Here is a 15,577-nt window from a genome sequence, read left to right as displayed (position 1 = left end):
CGTTGCGCCTGCGGCGAGAAAGCCAAAAACGTCGGGTGAGGCAAAGCGCAGCGGAAGGGCAGCGGACCCGCCCGCCGCAGGCGCAACGGCGGAAAAGTCAACAACGTCGGGTGCAGGCAAAGCGCAGCGGAAGGGCACAGCGGCGAGAAAAGCCAAAACGTGGGAAGCCGCCCCGCCGCTAGGCGGTAAGCAGACGGCCGCGCGGCAGGCCGATTGCGGTGCGCGTGCCCGCTATCGCCACCGCCGTCACCAACCCCACGTACGGCCCCCCCGCGAGCCACTCGAAGGCCGCCAGCCCGGTGTGGCGGGCCAGGCCCGCGGCGCCGGTGACGCAGGTGCCGACGGGGAAGGTGAAGCCCCACCAGGTCATCGCGAAGCCCATGCCGTTGCGGACGGCGCGGACCACCATCGCCACCGCGATCGCCAGCCACAGCAGCGCGAAGCCGAACACCGGCACGCCGTAGAGGACCGCGAAGGCGCCCATGGCGTGCACATACGAGGGGATGACGACACCGGGGGCGGCGTCGCCGAGGTTGCTGACGGCGGTGGTGGACTGGCCCAGCGGGCCGAGGACGAGGAAGAGGGTGGGGGTGAGCGCGAGCGGCAGCGGGCCGTGGTGGAACAGCCGGTTCAGGACGAGCGGCAGCACCAGCACCGTCGCCAGCAGCGACATCCCGAACATCGCGTAGCAGGCCAGCAGCATCGCCTCGCGCCACTGCCCGGGCGGCAGGTGCGGCACCAGTGCGGGGCCGAGCGCGGCCGAGACCATCGGGGCGACCAGCGGCAGCAGCCACACCGGTGAGGCGCTGCCCTCGGCGATCCGGTGCCGGACCACCATCAGGTACGGGATCCCCGCCGCCGCGGCCAGCCCGACCAGGGTGCCGGCCGTCCACAGCACCGCGTCCGCGGCCAGCGCCGCGGGCAGGCCGATGACGTCCTTGCCGACCGCGAGGGTGCCGCCGCCGACCGCCAGCAGCGCCATCGACAGGCACCCGTAGAACGGTGCGACGGCCGGATCCAGCAGCTGGCGGCGGGCCTGGTCGCCGTGCCGGGACCAGTGGACGGCGCGCGCGGCCAGCAGGGCGACCAGCAGCAGCGCCGACAGCGCCCAGACGGCGCGGTAGGCGACGTGCAGGCCGGGGGCGGTGAACGGCAGCGCCGCGCCGGCGTTGGCGACGATCGCGGTGCCCATGACGGCGGCGTACCAGTTCGGTCCGAGAAGGCGGACCGAGGGCGCCGGGCCGGGGGCCTCGGGGCGGGCGCCGGCGGGTGTGCGGGAAGGTGCGGGTGCGAGGGGTGCCATGCGAGAGAGCCTCGTTGGCGCGGCCGGCCCTCACCAGAGGTGTTGTCTCTATGAGGGCATAAGCTGGGTTTATGGGCAGTGAGCGTGACGAGCGGACCGCGACGGCGGACGGGACCGGAGGACCGGGGGCGGCCCCGCTGGCTCACCGGGTGCCGGACCTCGGCGCGATGGAGCTGCTGCTCGCCGTCGCCCGGCTCGGCAGCCTGGGCCGGGCGGCCCGGGCGCAGGGCATCACCCAGCCCGCCGCCAGCAGCCGGATCCGTTCCATGGAGCGGCAGTTAGGGGTGGCGCTGGTCGAGCGCTCGCCGCGCGGCTCGCGGCTGACGGACGCCGGGGTGCTGGTCACCGACTGGGCGCGGCGGGTGGTGGAGGCGGCCGAGGCGTTCGACGCGGGCGCCCAGGCGCTGCGCGGGCGCCGGGACTCCCGGCTGCGGGTCGCGGCCAGCATGACGATCGCCGAGTATCTGCTGCCGGGCTGGTTGGTCGCCCTGCGTGCGCAGCGCCCCGGGACCGCGGTCTCGTTGCAGGCCGGGAACACGCGCGCGGTGGCCGAGCGGCTGCTGGCGGGCGAGGCGGACCTCGGGTTCGTCGAGGGGCTGGACGTGCCCGCGGGCCTGGACGGCGCGGTGATCGGCCACGACCGGCTGATCGTGGTGGCCGCGCCGTCGCACCCCTGGACCCGGCGGCGTACGGGACTGGCCGCCGCGGAACTCGCCGCCACCCCGCTGATCCTGCGCGAACGTGGCTCGGGCCCCCGCCAGGTCCTGGACGCGGCGCTGGCCCGGCTCGGCGGGCTGGCCGCCCCGCTGCTGGAGCTGGCCTCGACCACCGCGGTGAAGTCCGCGGTGGTCAGCGAGGCCGCCCCGTCCGTGCTGAGCGAACTCGCCGTACGGGAGGAGCTGACCGCCCGCCGGCTGGTCGAGATCCCGGTGCGCGACCTCCGGCTCGGCCGGGACCTGCGGGCCGTGTGGCCGGCCGGCCGGCGCCCGGCGGGCCCGGCCCGCGATCTGCTGGGGCTGACCCGCGGGGCGCCGTAGGGAGTGAGCGGGGCGGGTCCGTGCCGCGGGGGCTCAGCCCGCGCCGGCCGGCGCGGTCCGGCGCGCCGCGCCGAGTCGGCCGCACACCGCCGACAGCACGGTCGCGGTCAGCGCGGCGGCGGGTACGCCGCTGCCGAGGAGGGTGTGCGCCCAGCCCGGCAGCGGTGCGTACAGGCGCGGGGCCAGCAGGGGCAGAAGGCCCGCGAGGAGGGTGAGTGCGACGACGGTCGAGGAGGTGCGGTCGCCGAGCTCGGCGCGGTGGAGCATGGTGATGCCCATGGCGGCGATCACCGCGTAGATCACCAGCGCGGCACCGCCGACGACCGGTGCGGGCAGCGCCGCCAACAGCCGGGTGACCGGGGCCAGCAGCCCGCCGAGGACCAGCAGGACGCCGGCCGCGGCGGTCACGAACCGGCTGCGGACGCCGGTGAGTTGGACGATGCCGATGTTCTCCGCGCTGGTCACCATCAGCGTCCCGCCGAGCAGCCCGGCGCCCAGCGAGGCCACCGCGTCCGCCCGCGCGGTCCGCGGCACATCGCGCGCCGGGTCCGGTGTACGGCCCACCGCCTCGCTGGTGAGCACCGTCTGGCCGGTCGCCTCGGCCAGCGAGGCGAGGGCGAAGACCAGCAGCGGCAGCGCGGCGAGCAGATCGAAGTGCGGGGCGCCGTACGGGAAGAGGCGGGGCAGGGCGAGCACCGGCCCGGAAGGTACGGTCCGGAAGGCGGCGCCGGTGAGCGCGGCGGCGGCGGTGCCGACCGCGATGCCGAGCAGCACCGACAGCTGCCGCCGGACGCCGCGCAGCAGCAGGAATCCCAGGGTGGTGGCGACGACGGTGACCAGCGCGGGCGCGCTGCCGCCGAGCGCCATCGGGGCCGCCACGGCGATCATGTTGATGCCGATGACCAGCACCGTCGTGCCCATCACCAGCGGCGGGAAGAACCGTACGATCCGCCCGTACAGCGGCAGTACGGCCAGCAGCAGCGCCGCCGCGAGCAGTACCGCGCCCGAGGCGGTGGCGGCGCCGTGCTCCCGGGCGATCTGGAGGAAGAGCGCCGCCGCCGCGCCCCCGGGCAGCATCATGAACGGCAGCCGGGCCCCGATCCGCAGCACTCCGAGGGACTGGAGCAGCGCACCGGCCCCGCACAGGACGAGGGTGGCGCCGAGCAGCGCGGCGGTGCGGCCGGGCGGCAGCCGCAGGCCGCCGGCGAGCAGGAAGACGGTGGAGACCGGGGACGCGATCATCGCCAGGACGTGCTGGGCGGCGAGCGGCAGCAGCCGGGTCAGGGGTAGCCGCTCGTCGGCCGGGGGCACGGCTGGGGGTGTGATCGGGGCGGGGCCGGCCGCCGCGGTTCCGCCCGGCGCGGCGTCGGAGGGCGCCATCGCTCACACCTGCCGCTTCAGCCAGGGCAGTTCGGCGGCGGCGTAGCGGTAGGCGCGGAAGACCGCGTTGTTCTGGGTGGGGAAGAGGGTGCCGACCTCCGGTTCGCGGTAGCTGCCGAACTCCGGGACGACGTACTCCCAGCACAACAGGCCCGCCGCGGTGACCTCGAAGATCCGCCCGGCGGGGGAGTCGGTGATCAGGGTGTTGCCGTTGGGCAGCCGCTGGGCGCTGCCCATGAAGGGCGCGAAGAACACCTCCCGCGCCGGGTCGTGGTACTCCCAGACCACCTTCCCCGTCGACCGCTGCACCTCGATCACCCGGGAGTACGGGACGTCGTGGCCGGGACGGAAGACGCCGTTGTCGAAGATCAGGATGTTGCCGTCGGGCAGTTCGGTGGGGTGGTGCTGCTGGGAGACCAGCCCCGGCTCGGTGCGCCACAGGACCTCGCCGGTCGCCCGGCTGATGACGATCACCGCGGAGGCGCTGCGCAGGCTCGCGAGGATGTTCCCGTCGGCCAGTGGCAGCACGGAGTTGATCAGCGGCCAGTGCTCGCGGGAGTAGTCGGGGTGCAGGGCGTAGGCGTCCCGGTCGAGGTGGTCGCCGGCGCGCCAGGACCACAGCAGCCGGCCGTCCGCGTCCACTTCGCGGATGGTGTCGGCGTGGACGGTGCCGTCGGCCGGCTCGGAGCCGGGGACGCCGCCGCGGACCGCCGCCGCCCGCGCGCCGGTGAGGGGTTCCAGCGCGGTGTAGAGGATCCGCCCGTCGCCGTGATGGTGGGCGTCGTGGTGCTGGAGCGGATCGGTGAACTCCCGCAGCACCGTGCCGTCGGGGGCGATTTCCTGCATCAGCCCGCCGCGGTACTTGTGCCACATCGGGAAGAGCGCGTCCTGGCCGGGGAGGGTGGCGTTGTAGGCGAGATTGCCGTTGGGCAGGATGCGCGCGTGGCGGCCGGGGCGGTGCGGCAACTGCCAGCGGTGGGCGACGCGTCCGTGCAGATCGACGAGGAGGACCTGCCCGCCGCCGGTGAGCGGGGCGTAGAGGGTGTAGCCGTCGTAGGCGGCGGACTCGTCGAGCGCGATCAGGCCGGTGCCGCGGCGGCGGCGTGTGTTTTGATCGACAGCGGTCATGCCGGGTTCCCCTCGTCAAGCTGAGTCTCGTCAAACTTTGTTTGATGGAATCAAACAGCGTAGACGCTAGGGCCGGTGTGTTGCAGTGCTGTGAACGCACCGATAAAGCGGCGGAGAGGGCGCCGGGGAGGAGTCAGGGATGAGCGGAACCGGGGAGGCGGCCGACGCCCCGCGCGTCGGGGCGGCGGTGCGCAGACGCCGCCGCGCACGGGAGTTGACGCTGGCCGACCTCGCCCGTGCCACCGGGCTGTCCGCGCCGTTCCTCAGCCAGGTCGAGAACGACCGGGCCCGCCCGAGCATGCGCTCGCTCCAGCTGATCGCGGACGCCCTGGAGACCACGGCGGTCCGCCTGCTGGCCGCCGCCGACGGGCCGCGTACGGTCGATGTGGTGCGCGCCGGCTCCGCCGCGGTGCCCGAGGACGGCACCGGCGGCCGGGTCCGCCCGCTGGTCCGCGGCCGGCAGCAGCTGCACGCCCTGGAGTTCACCGGACGGCACGACTGGCAGCGGGAGTTCCGGCATCCGCACGACGAGTTGATGTATGTCGTCGAGGGCGCGGTGGAGGCCGAGGCGGGCGGCAGCCGCTATGAACTCGGCCCCGGCGACACGCTCTACTGCTCCGGCGGGATCACGCACCGCTGGCGGTCGCTGGCTCCCGGCACCCGGGTGGTGCTGGTGGGGGTGGCGGACGACTTCCGGGGGTGAACGGCAGCGGCGTACGGAATCCCGTACGCCGCGCCGAACAATCAATGGGCCGTCAATGGCCGCCCGCGGACGCGCACTTACGCCCGTGACGCCTCGCCGGCCGCCGTCACCAGCGCCTCCATCACCCGGGTGTCGTCCCCGGCCTCCGGGTGCCACTGCACCGCCAGCGTGAAGGCCCGTGCGTCCGGCAGCTCCAGCGCCTCGATGGTGCCGTCCGCCGCGTACGCCGAGGCCAGCAGCCCGCGGCCGAGCCGGTCCACCGCCTGGTGGTGGTACGTGGGGACCGCGACGGGCCCCGGCAGCGCGGAGCCCAGTACGGTGCCGGGCACCGGCTCGACGTCGTGCCGGGCGAACACCCCGGGCGGTCCGGCGTGCCCGTCCAGGTGCTGGACGAGGGTGCCGCCCAGCGCCACGTTGAGCAGCTGGAGCCCGCGGCAGATGCCGAGCAGCGGTACGCCGCCCGCCAACGCGGCCTCGATCAGGGCCAGTTCCCAGGCGTCTCGCTCCGGCGCGGGCGGCCCGGTCCGGGGGTGCGGCTCCGCGCCGTAACGGGCCGGCGCCACGTCCGCGCCGCCGGCGATCACCAGCCCGTCCAGCCGCGCGATGGTCGCGGCGGCGGTCTCCGGGGCGCCGGGCGGCAGCAGCGCCGGCAGCCCGCCCGAGCGCCGGACCAGGTGGGGATAGCCGGCCGGCACCAGCGCGGCGGGCAGCGTCCACACCCCCCACCGGGCCTCTTCCTGGTAGGTGCTGATGCCGATGAGGGGCTGGGACACGGATCCTCCGATGGGGTGCTGGTGCGTTCCGGCGCGGGCTTCAGAATTCCAGTTCGTGCTCGATGGCGGCCAGCTCCTCCGCCGTGCCCTGGACCTTCGGGCCGGTGAACCACTTGCGGGCCGACACCAGCCACCAGATGCCGGCGAAGCCGAGGACCAGCAGGACGGCGAGCGGGGTGTAGTTGAAGGTCTCCGCCGTGACCGGGCTGGTGGTCGGGAGCATGAAGAGGACGGAGATGACCAGCGTCCAGCCGACGGCGATGACGCCGACGGGCTTGCTCCAGCGGCCGAGGTGCCAGGGCCCGCGCTGGAAGCGGTCGCCCTGGAGCAGGCGGAGGATGACCGGCAGGACATAGGCGATGTAGAGGCCGATCACCGCGATCGAGGTGACGGCCGCGTACGCCGTGGCGTTCCACAAGTACGGCAGGCCCAGCAGGAAGGCGCCGCCGGCGGCCAGCCACACCGCGTTGGTGGGGGTCTTCGTCCGCTTGTTGATGCGGTGCCACAGCTGCGAGCCGGGCAGTGCGCCGTCCCGCGAGAAGGCGTAGATCATGCGCGAGTTGGCGGTGACCGAGGACATGCCGCAGAAGAACTGGGCGCCGATGGCGATCAGGAGGAGCAGTTTGCCGCCGGTGGCGCCCAGCGCGTCGATGAAGATCTGCGCCGGGGGCACGCCGGTCTTGCTGGCCAGCGCGCCGTCGTAGTCCTGGATGGCGAAGGTGATGCCGACCAGCAGCACCCAGCCGGCGACCAGGGAGACCAGGATCGACATCACGATGCCGCGGGGGCCGGCCTTGGCCGCGTCGTGCGTCTCCTCGGTCATGTGCGCCGAGGCGTCGTAGCCGGTGAAGGTGTACTGCGCGAGCAGCAGTCCCAGCAGCCCGACGTAGAGGCCGGAGTGCCAGCCGGTGTTGTCGGTGAAGTGGGTGAGGACGAAGGAGGCGGACTGGTGCTTCGCGGGCACCACGACCAGGGCGCCCACGATGACCAGTACGCCGAGGACGTGCCACCACACGCTGACGTTGCTGAGGAGGGAGGCCAGCTTCACGCCGAAGGTGTTGAGCAGGCCGTGGGCCAGCAGCACGATGCCGAACAGCATGATCGTGTGCACCGGGGTGGCGGCGAAGCCGAACTGGAGGTCCAGCAGCGCGTTCATGAAGGACGCGGCGCCGAAGTCGACTCCCGCGGTCACCGCTACCTGGCCGAGGAAGTTGAACCAGCCGGTGAACCAGGACCACGCCGGGCCGTGCGAGGGGGCCAGCTTCGCCGCCCAGTAGTACAGGCCGCCCGCCGTCGGGTAGCTGGAACAGACCTCGGCCATGGCCATGCCCACGAACAGGGTCATGAGGCCGACCAGTGGCCAGCCCCAGGTGATCATGGCGGGCCCTCCGGTGTTCATGCCGAAGCCGTACAGCGTCAGACAGCCGGAGAGGACCGAGATGATCGTGAACGAGACGGCGAAATTCGAGAACGCCGACATCGAGCGGGCCAGCTCCTGGGCGTACCCGAGCTCGTGGAGGCGCTGTTCGTCGCCGGACAGCCGAGGGGATCGCTGCTCGTGGTCTGGGTTCGTCGCGTGCTCGTTGATGGACACCACGCCTCCGGGGGACTCGATGATCCGCGGCGGGTACGGCCGTCGGCGAACCGCTACCAGCCCCGCAATAAAGGTATGGGCCGATACCTTTGTCTCCGGGTCGGCCGAGCGCAAGACCCGGGCGGGAAAATCTCGTAACAGGCGGGTTTCGCGGGCCTCACGACAGGAAGCCGCGCAGCAGGGCGGCGGTGCCGCGGCAGTGCTCCCGCATCACCTCGCGCGCCCCGTCCGCGTCGCCCTCCAGTACCGCCTCCACCAGCGCGGCGTGCTGGGTCTGCGAGTGCTCCAGGTTCCGGACCAGCAGCGGGATGCAGTCCAGCAGGTCGTTCACGTTCGCCCGCACCGCGGCGTACTGGGCGGCCAGCGACGGCGACCCGGACAGCTCGGCCAGCGTCAGGTGCAGCAGCGTGTCGTGCCGGCGGTAGTCCGCCAGCGGCGCGTCCTGGGTCGCCGCCAGTGCCGCGCGCAGCCGCTCCGCCTGGTCCGCCGGCAGCCCGTGGGCCGCGCACAGCCCGGCCGCGCCGACCTCCAGCACCTCCCGGAAGCGGAGCGTGTCCTCCACGTCGATCTTGCCGATCCGGCGCCGCAGCTCGGCCTCGCCGGGGTTCTCCGTGCGCATCCGTACGAACGTGCCGCCGTAGCGCCCGCGCCGGCTCTCCACCAGGCCCTCGTCCTGGAGGACCTTCAGCACCTCGCGCAGGGTGACCCGGCTGATCTGCAACCGCTCGGCCAACTCCCGCTCGGCGGGCAGCCGTTCGCCCTGCGGTACCAGCCCGAGCCGGACGATCTGGAGTATCTGCTCCAGCGCCTCCTCGAATCCGTTGCCGGCCCGCACCGGCCGCAGCACAGGTGCCAGCCGATCAGCCGCACCGTCCATCGGAACCCCTTCCCAATCAATGGTTCGTGTGCCTACCTTATGACCTCCGGATGCAGTGACAGGAGGCACCACCGTGGCAGACCGCACGCCCCCGCTCCCCGTCGAGGAGCTGAGAATCCTCGTCGACACCGGGGAGATCGACACTGTCGTCCTGGCCTTCACGGATATGCAGGGCAGGCTCCAGGGCAAGCGGTTCGCCGCCCGCTACTTCCTCGACACCGTCCTGGAACACGGCACGGAGGGCTGCAACTACCTCCTCGCCGTCGACGTCGATCTCAACACCGTCGAGGGCTACGCCATGTCCTCCTGGGAGCGCGGCTACGGGGACTTCGCGCTGCACGGCGACGCCACCACCCTGCGCCGCATCCCCTGGAACGCCGGCACCGCCCTGATGACCGCCGACCTCGCCTGGCACGACGGCTCCCCGGTGGCCGCCTCCCCCCGGCAGATCCTGCGGCGCCAGCTGGACCGGCTGGCCGAGCGGGGCTGGTCCGCGTACGCCGGCACCGAGCTGGAGTTCATGCTCTTCAAGGACACCTACGAGGAAGCCTGGTCGCGCGGCTACCGGGGGATGACCCCCGCCAACCAGTGGAACGGCGACTACTCCGTCCTCGGAACCGGCCGCGTCGAGCCCGTACTGCGCCGGATCCGCAACGAGATGGGTGCGGCCGGGATGACCGTCGAGTCCGCCAAGGGCGAGTGCAATCTCGGCCAGCACGAGATCGTCTTCGTCTACGACGAGGCGCTCACCACCTGCGACCAGCACAGCATCTACAAGACCGGCGCCAAGGAGATCGCCGCCCAGGAGGGCATGGCGCTCACCTTCATGGCCAAGTACGACGAGCGCGAGGGCAACTCCTGCCACATCCACCTCTCGCTCCGCGACGAGCAGGGCCGGCCGGTGCTGGCCGACGACGAGGGCCCCTACGGCATGTCGCGGACCATGCGGCACTTCCTCGCCGGCCAGCTCGCCGCGCTGCGCGACCTCACCCTCCTCTACGCCCCCAACATCAACTCCTACAAGCGGTTCCGCCCCGGCTCCTTCGCCCCCACCGCCGTCGCCTGGGGCCCGGACAACCGCACCTGCGCGCTGCGCGTGGTCGGCCACGGCCGCTCCCACCGCCTGGAGAACCGGCTGCCCGGCGGCGATGTGAACCCCTACCTCGCGGTCGCCGGCATGGTCGCGGCCGGCCTGTACGGCATGGAGCACGAGCTCGAACTCCCCGACGCCACCACCGGCAACGCCTACGCCGGGGATGCCGCGCACGTCCCCACCACCCTCCGCGAGGCCGCCGAGCTGTGGGAGCACAGCCCGATCGCCCGCGCGGCCTTCGGCGACGAGGTCGTCGACCACTACCGCCACATGGCCCGCGTCGAACAGGACGCCTACGACGCCGCCGTCACGGACTGGGAGCGCTTCCGCTCCTTCGAGCGCATGTGAGGAACGCCCGTGCTGCAAGAGCTGACCATCCTCAACCCGGCGACCGAGGAGGTGGTGGCCACCGTCCCCACCACCTCGCCCGCCGAGGTCGACGCGGCCGTCCGCCGGGCCGCCGCCGCCCAGGAAGCCTGGGCCGCGGTGGCCCCCGGCGACCGGGCCCGCCTGCTGCGCCGCTTCGCCGACGCCGTCGACGCCGAGATCGAGCCGCTGGCCCACCTGGAACTGCGCGAGGCCGGCCACCCGCTGGGCAACGCCCGCTGGGAGGCGGGCAACGTCCGCGACCTGCTGCACTACGCCGCCGGGGGAGTGGAGCGGCTGACCGGCACCCAGATCCCGGTGGCCGGTGGCCTGAACATCACCGTCCAGGAGCCGCTCGGCGTGGTCGCCGTCATCGCGCCCTGGAACTTCCCGATGCCGATCGCCGCGTGGGGCACCGCTCCCGCGCTCGCCGCCGGCAACGCCGTCCTCCTCAAACCCGCCGAGACCACCCCGCTCACCGCACTGCGGCTGGCCGAACTCGCCCTGGAGGCCGGGCTCCCCGAGGGCCTCTTCCAGGTCCTGCCCGGCGAGGGCCCGGTCACCGGCACCGCACTGGTCGACCACCCCGGCGTCGCCAAGGTCGTCTTCACCGGCTCCACCGCCACCGGCCGGCAGATCGCCGCCCGCTGCGCGGCGCAGACCAAGCGGCTCACCCTCGAACTCGGCGGCAAGAGCCCCAACATCGTCTTCGCCGACGCCGACATCGAGGCCGCCGCGGGCGCCGCCCCCGGCTCCTTCCTCGACAACACCGGCCAGGACTGCTGCGCCCGCAGCCGCATCCTGGTCCAGCGCAGCGTCTACGACCGCTTCATGGAACTGCTGGAGCCCGCCGTCAAGGCGTTCACCGCCGGCGACCCGGCCGACCCCGGCACCCGGATGGGCCCGCTGATCTCCGCCGCCCAGCGCGACCGCGTACGGTCCTACGTCCCCGAGGACGCCCCGGCCGCCATCCGCGGCGAGGCCCCGGCCGGCAAGGGCTTCTGGTACCCGGCCACCGTCCTTGAAGGCCGCCCCGAGGACCGCACCGCCGTCGAGGAGATCTTCGGCCCGGTCGCCGTCGCCCTTCCCTTCGACGACGAGGCCGACGCGATCCGGCTCGCCAACGCCACCGACTACGGCCTGGCCGGCTCCCTGTGGACCCGCGACGTCGGCCGGGCGCTGCGCGTCTCGCGGGCCGTCGCGGCCGGCAACCTCTCCGTCAACTCCCACAGCAGCGTGCGCTACTGGACCCCGTTCGGCGGGTTCAAGCAGTCCGGCCTCGGCCGCGAACTGGGCCCGGACGCGCTGGCCGCCTTCACCGAGACCAAGAACATCTTCATCAGCACCGAGCCGGCCGGCTCGTGACCGCGCACCGCACCCGCACCGCCATCACCCACGAGGAGAGCAAGTGACCGACCAGACCGCCGTGTGCCGCCGCCTCGTCGGCCGTACCGCCGTGATCACCGGAGCCGGCAGCGGCATCGGCCTGGCCACCGCCCGCCGGCTGGCCTCCGAAGGCGCCGACGTGGTGTGCGCCGACATCGACGAGAAGGCCGGCAAGGCCGCCGCCGAGGAGGTCGGCGGCACCTTCGTCCAGGTCGACGTGACCGACTCCGAGCAGGTCGAGGCGCTCTACCGGACCGCCTTCGACACCTACGGCTCCGTCGACATCGCCTTCAACAACGCGGGCATCTCGCCGCCCGACGACGACTCGATCCTCACCACCGGGCTCGACGCGTGGAAGCGCGTCCAGGAGGTCAACCTCACCTCCGTCTACCTCTGCTGCAAGCACGCGCTGCCCTACATGCGGCGCCAGTTCGAGCAGACCGGGCGCGGCGGCTCCATCATCAACACCGCGTCGTTCGTGGCGGTGCTGGGCGCCGCCACCTCGCAGATCAGCTACACCGCGTCCAAGGGCGGCGTGCTGGCCATGTCCCGCGAACTGGGCGTGCAGTTCGCCCGTGAGGGCATCCGCGTCAACGCGCTGTGCCCGGGGCCGGTCAACACCCCGCTGCTGAAGGAGCTGTTCGCCAAGGACCCGGAGCGGGCCGCGCGCCGCCTGGTGCACGTGCCGGTCGGCCGGTTCGCCGAGCCCGAGGAGATCGCGTCCGCGGTCGCCTTCCTCGCCAGCGACGACTCCTCGTTCGTCAACGCCGCCGAGTTCCTCGTCGACGGGGGTATCGCGGGCGCCTACGTCACGCCCCTGTAGCCTCCATGATCAACATCGGGACCGGCGCCACCGGGGCCGGTCCCGTCTGCTGCCCGCCCCTGACCACGGAGGACAGATGACCACCCGCAAGCGCCGCACCCTCGCCCTGGGCCTCACCGGGGCCGCCGCGCTCACCGCCCTCACCGCCACGGTGCCCGCCACCGCCGCCGCCCCCGCCGCGGGCCCGGTACGCGCCCGCTGCCCCCAACTCTCCCCGGACATCCCCTGGTACGGCGACAACCGCGCCAAGCTCCAGCGGATGATCGACGAGCGCGGGACCTGCTCCGGACACCACGGCCCGCGCCCCGTCGCCGCCTTCGACTGGGACAACACCGTCGTCAAGAACGACATCTCGGACGCCACGCTGGCCTGGATGCTGCGGCACGACAAGCTGCCCCGGCCCACGAGTTGGCGGGACACCAGCCCCTGGCTCACCGAGGCCGCCGACCGCGCGCTGACCCGGGCCTGCGGCACCGGCGCCCCCGGCCGGCCGCTGCCCACCGCCACCCGCACCGCCTGCGCCGACGAGATCATGGAGATCCGCGGCACTGCGCGGACCATGAGCGGCGCCCCGGCCTTCGCCGGCGACTGGAACCACCGCCGCACGGTCCCCGAATACGCCTGGGTGCCCGAGCTGTTCGCCGGCCTGAAGCCCGCCACCCTCACCGCGTACGCCAGGAAGGCCCGCGCCGAGAACCTCGCCGCGCCGATCGGTGCGCAGCAGACCGTCGGCACCCACAAACTCGCCGGCTACATCCGCTACTACGACCAGCAGAAGGACCTGATCCGCACCCTCAGGGCGGCCGGATTCGACGTCTACATCGTCTCCGCCTCCTCCGAGACCATCGCCGAGGCGTGGTCCGGTGGGGTCGGCGTGGACGCCCGTCACACCCTCGGCATACGCAACCTCGTCCGCCACGGCCGGCTGACCACCGGCATCGCCGGCTGCGGCGACGTCAAGGACGGCCATGGCGAGGTCATTCCGTACATCGACGGCAAGCGCTGCTGGATCAACCAGGAGATCTTCAAGATCAAGGGCGCCGAGGCGTGGCGGCAGCAGGACCCGGCGCACCGCATCGCGCTGGGCGGTGGCGACGCCAACACCGATGTCACCTTCGTCGACGACGCCACCGGCGCCCACCTGGCCATCAACCGCAACAAGGACGAGCTGATGTGCCGCGGCTACGACAACGCGGACGGCCGCTGGGTGGTCAACCCGATGTTCATCGACCCGCTGCCCCGCAAGTCCGGCCGCTATCCCTGCGCCACGAAGGGCTACACCAACACCGACGGCGGCCCGGGCCCGGTCCGTCGCCCCGACGGGACCGTCGTCCCCGACCAGCGGGACCGCATCCACGGCTGAGCCGGCGGGCGCGTACCGGCGGGGGTCGCACCGCTGTCCTGTTACGCAGGTACAGACTGCCCTCCGTGGCACCAGTCGCCGCTGACGCGGTTGCACCGCTCCGCGTTGGCGCCGTTGCGTCGTAACGCCGTTACAGGAAGGTGTGGCCCTCGCCCCGGTACGTCGGCACCGTCCCCACCACCCGGTCCCCGTCGACGAGTTGGAGCTGTGCGAACCGCTCGCACAGCTCCCCGGCCTTGGCGTGCCGGAACCAGACCTTGTCCCCGACCGAGAGCCCGTCCGCCGCCGCTCCCAGCAGCGGCGTCTGCACCTCGCCCGCCCCCTCCTGCGGGTCGTAGCGCAGCCCGGCCGGCAGATACGGCTCCGGCAGTCGGTCCGCGCCCGCCGCCCCCGACGCCGGATAGCCGCCGCCCAGCACCGTGACGACGCCAGGCCCCGGCCGCCGCACCACCGGCTGGGCGAACAGCGCCGCCGGACGCCCGCTGAACGAGCGGAAGTTGTCGAACAACCGCGGCACGTACAGCCCCGACCCGGCCGCGATCTCGGTGACCGCCGCCTCCGCCGCGGTGTGCTGCACACTCCCCGTCCCGCCGCCGTTGACGAACTCCAGCCGCGGCGCCACCGCCCGCACCGCCCGCACGGCCTCCCAGCGGCGCCGCGCCAGCTCCTTGCGGGACGCCGCCTGCATCAGCCGGACCGCCCGCGAGAACACCGGCTTCCCGGCGACCTCGTCGCCCACCCCCGCCACATGCCCCTCGTACGCCATCAGCCCGACCAGCCGGAAGCCGGGGCGCCGGGCCACCGTGCGGGCCAGCGCGGCGAGCCGGTCCGGCTCCCGCAGCGGCGACCGCCGGGCGCCGACCCGCACCCGCCCGCCCAGCAGCCGGTACGAGGTGTCCAGCTCCAGGCACACCCGCACCTCCGCGCCGCGGCCCGGTCCGGCCGGCCGCGCCGCGTCGATCAGGTCCAGTTGCGCCGGATCGTCGACCGTCACCGTCACCGCCGCGGCCCGCTCGGCGTCGGAGGTCAGCTCGGCGAAGCCCGCGCGGTCCGCCGACGGATACGCCAGCAGCACGTCCGGGAACCCCGAGCGCGCCAGCCACAGCGACTCGGCCAGCGTGAAACTCATGATCCCCGCGAAGCCGTCCCGCGCCAGCACCCGCTCCAGCAGCGCCCGGCAGCGCACCGACTTGCTCGCCACCCGGATCGGCTTCCCCCGCGAACGGCGCACCAGGTCCTCGGCGTTGGCGTCGAAAGAGGCCAGGTCGACCACCGCCAGCGGCGCATCGAGGTGCGCGGTCGCCCGGTCGATCGGGGTCTCCCCTGCTCGCACGGCGTTGAGAGCCTGGGGAAAAGAATTGTCGGCATACGCGGCGGCGCGGTACTGGGACATGGCCGCAGCCTGCCAGAGAGCGCTACCGCTGGGTAGGGGAGCGCCCGAGGCGGCAGCGGCGGCAGGGGCGGCAGAGGCGGCTGCGGCGGCGCCGGATCCGCGACAGCGGCGGGAACGGAGTTGCCAGGGGTTGGAGCAGCGGCGGCGCCAGCCCGTAGAGTGGCCCGACACCGCAACCAGCAGGTCAGCGGCGTGTTGTCCGGATACGAGCCACCCTGCCCCGATTGCGTATCGGGTCCGGGGCACACCGTGCGAGGGGGAGCGCTGGTGAGCGCCGACGCCGATTACGCCGATGCACGGCACACGCCACCCATACCCCCGCGGCCGCCGCACCGCCCCGACCGCGCCCCCGCCCCCG

The 15,577-nt window shown here is 73.5% G+C and carries 13 protein-coding genes; 6 read left to right on the top strand and 7 right to left on the bottom strand.

Annotated elements, in window-relative coordinates:
- Window positions 1–178: 178 nt before the first annotated feature.
- Complete coding sequence (locus tag RZ84_RS07290) at window positions 179–1,303, bottom strand: TDT family transporter (protein WP_043263603.1); 1,125 nt, start codon at window positions 1,301–1,303, stop codon at window positions 179–181.
- Window positions 1,304–1,470: 167 nt separating this feature from the next.
- Between RZ84_RS07290 and RZ84_RS07285 the strand changes: the two genes are divergently transcribed.
- A complete protein-coding gene (locus RZ84_RS07285) occupies window positions 1,471–2,340 on the top strand; it encodes a LysR family transcriptional regulator (RefSeq protein WP_241778021.1) in 870 nt (289 codons plus the stop codon).
- A gap of 33 nt (window positions 2,341–2,373) precedes the next feature.
- Here the strand turns inward: RZ84_RS07285 and RZ84_RS07280 are convergent, their stop codons facing one another.
- Window positions 2,374–3,720 (bottom strand): solute carrier family 23 protein, encoded by a 1,347-nt coding sequence (locus tag RZ84_RS07280; RefSeq protein ID WP_052229815.1) that lies wholly within the window; start codon window positions 3,718–3,720, stop codon window positions 2,374–2,376.
- A gap of 3 nt (window positions 3,721–3,723) precedes the next feature.
- Window positions 3,724–4,848 carry an aryl-sulfate sulfotransferase gene (locus tag RZ84_RS07275; protein WP_043263602.1) on the bottom strand — a complete coding sequence of 375 codons (1,125 nt, stop codon included), beginning with the start codon at window positions 4,846–4,848 and terminating at the stop codon, window positions 3,724–3,726.
- Window positions 4,849–4,987: 139 nt separating this feature from the next.
- Here RZ84_RS07275 and RZ84_RS07270 point away from each other — a divergent pair, with 139 nt between their 5' ends.
- Complete coding sequence (locus tag RZ84_RS07270; protein ID WP_043263601.1) at window positions 4,988–5,551, top strand: helix-turn-helix domain-containing protein; 564 nt, start codon at window positions 4,988–4,990, stop codon at window positions 5,549–5,551.
- Between the two features lie 77 nt (window positions 5,552–5,628).
- Here the strand turns inward: RZ84_RS07270 and RZ84_RS07265 are convergent, their stop codons facing one another.
- The 3 genes from RZ84_RS07265 to RZ84_RS07255 all read right to left on the bottom strand — a co-directional run bounded on the left by RZ84_RS07265 (window position 5,629) and on the right by RZ84_RS07255 (window position 8,795).
- Window positions 5,629–6,324 carry a gamma-glutamyl-gamma-aminobutyrate hydrolase family protein gene (locus RZ84_RS07265; RefSeq protein WP_043263600.1) on the bottom strand — a complete coding sequence of 232 codons (696 nt, stop codon included), beginning with the start codon at window positions 6,322–6,324 and terminating at the stop codon, window positions 5,629–5,631.
- 40 nt (window positions 6,325–6,364) lie between these two features.
- A complete protein-coding gene (locus RZ84_RS07260) occupies window positions 6,365–7,912 on the bottom strand; it encodes an amino acid permease (RefSeq protein ID WP_241778020.1) in 1,548 nt (515 codons plus the stop codon).
- A 163-nt stretch (window positions 7,913–8,075) separates the two neighbouring features.
- Window positions 8,076–8,795 carry a FadR/GntR family transcriptional regulator gene (locus tag RZ84_RS07255; RefSeq protein ID WP_043263599.1) on the bottom strand — a complete coding sequence of 240 codons (720 nt, stop codon included), beginning with the start codon at window positions 8,793–8,795 and terminating at the stop codon, window positions 8,076–8,078.
- 73 nt (window positions 8,796–8,868) lie between these two features.
- On the opposite strand from RZ84_RS07255, the gene RZ84_RS07250 reads away from it, so the two are divergent.
- From RZ84_RS07250 to RZ84_RS07235, 4 genes are all read left to right on the top strand, one after another.
- Entirely contained in the window at window positions 8,869–10,236 is a 1,368-nt protein-coding gene (locus RZ84_RS07250; protein WP_043263598.1) for a glutamine synthetase family protein, read from the top strand.
- 9 nt (window positions 10,237–10,245) lie between these two features.
- Entirely contained in the window at window positions 10,246–11,619 is a 1,374-nt protein-coding gene (locus RZ84_RS07245) for an aldehyde dehydrogenase family protein (RefSeq protein WP_043263597.1), read from the top strand.
- A 43-nt stretch (window positions 11,620–11,662) separates the two neighbouring features.
- Entirely contained in the window at window positions 11,663–12,463 is an 801-nt protein-coding gene (locus tag RZ84_RS07240) for a 3-oxoacyl-ACP reductase (protein ID WP_043263596.1), read from the top strand.
- 76 nt (window positions 12,464–12,539) lie between these two features.
- A complete protein-coding gene (locus RZ84_RS07235) occupies window positions 12,540–13,826 on the top strand; it encodes an HAD family hydrolase (RefSeq protein ID WP_043263595.1) in 1,287 nt (428 codons plus the stop codon).
- Between the two features lie 130 nt (window positions 13,827–13,956).
- Here the strand turns inward: RZ84_RS07235 and RZ84_RS07230 are convergent, their stop codons facing one another.
- Window positions 13,957–15,219 carry an amino acid deaminase/aldolase gene (locus RZ84_RS07230; RefSeq protein ID WP_241777613.1) on the bottom strand — a complete coding sequence of 421 codons (1,263 nt, stop codon included), beginning with the start codon at window positions 15,217–15,219 and terminating at the stop codon, window positions 13,957–13,959.
- Between the last annotated feature and the right edge of the window lie 358 nt (window positions 15,220–15,577).

This window comes from Streptomyces sp. CT34, assembly GCF_000805335.1.
GTDB lineage: Bacteria > Actinomycetota > Actinomycetes > Streptomycetales > Streptomycetaceae > Streptomyces.
Note: the sequence above shows the minus strand (reverse complement) of the source record. Positions and strands in the feature narration are given on the sequence as shown.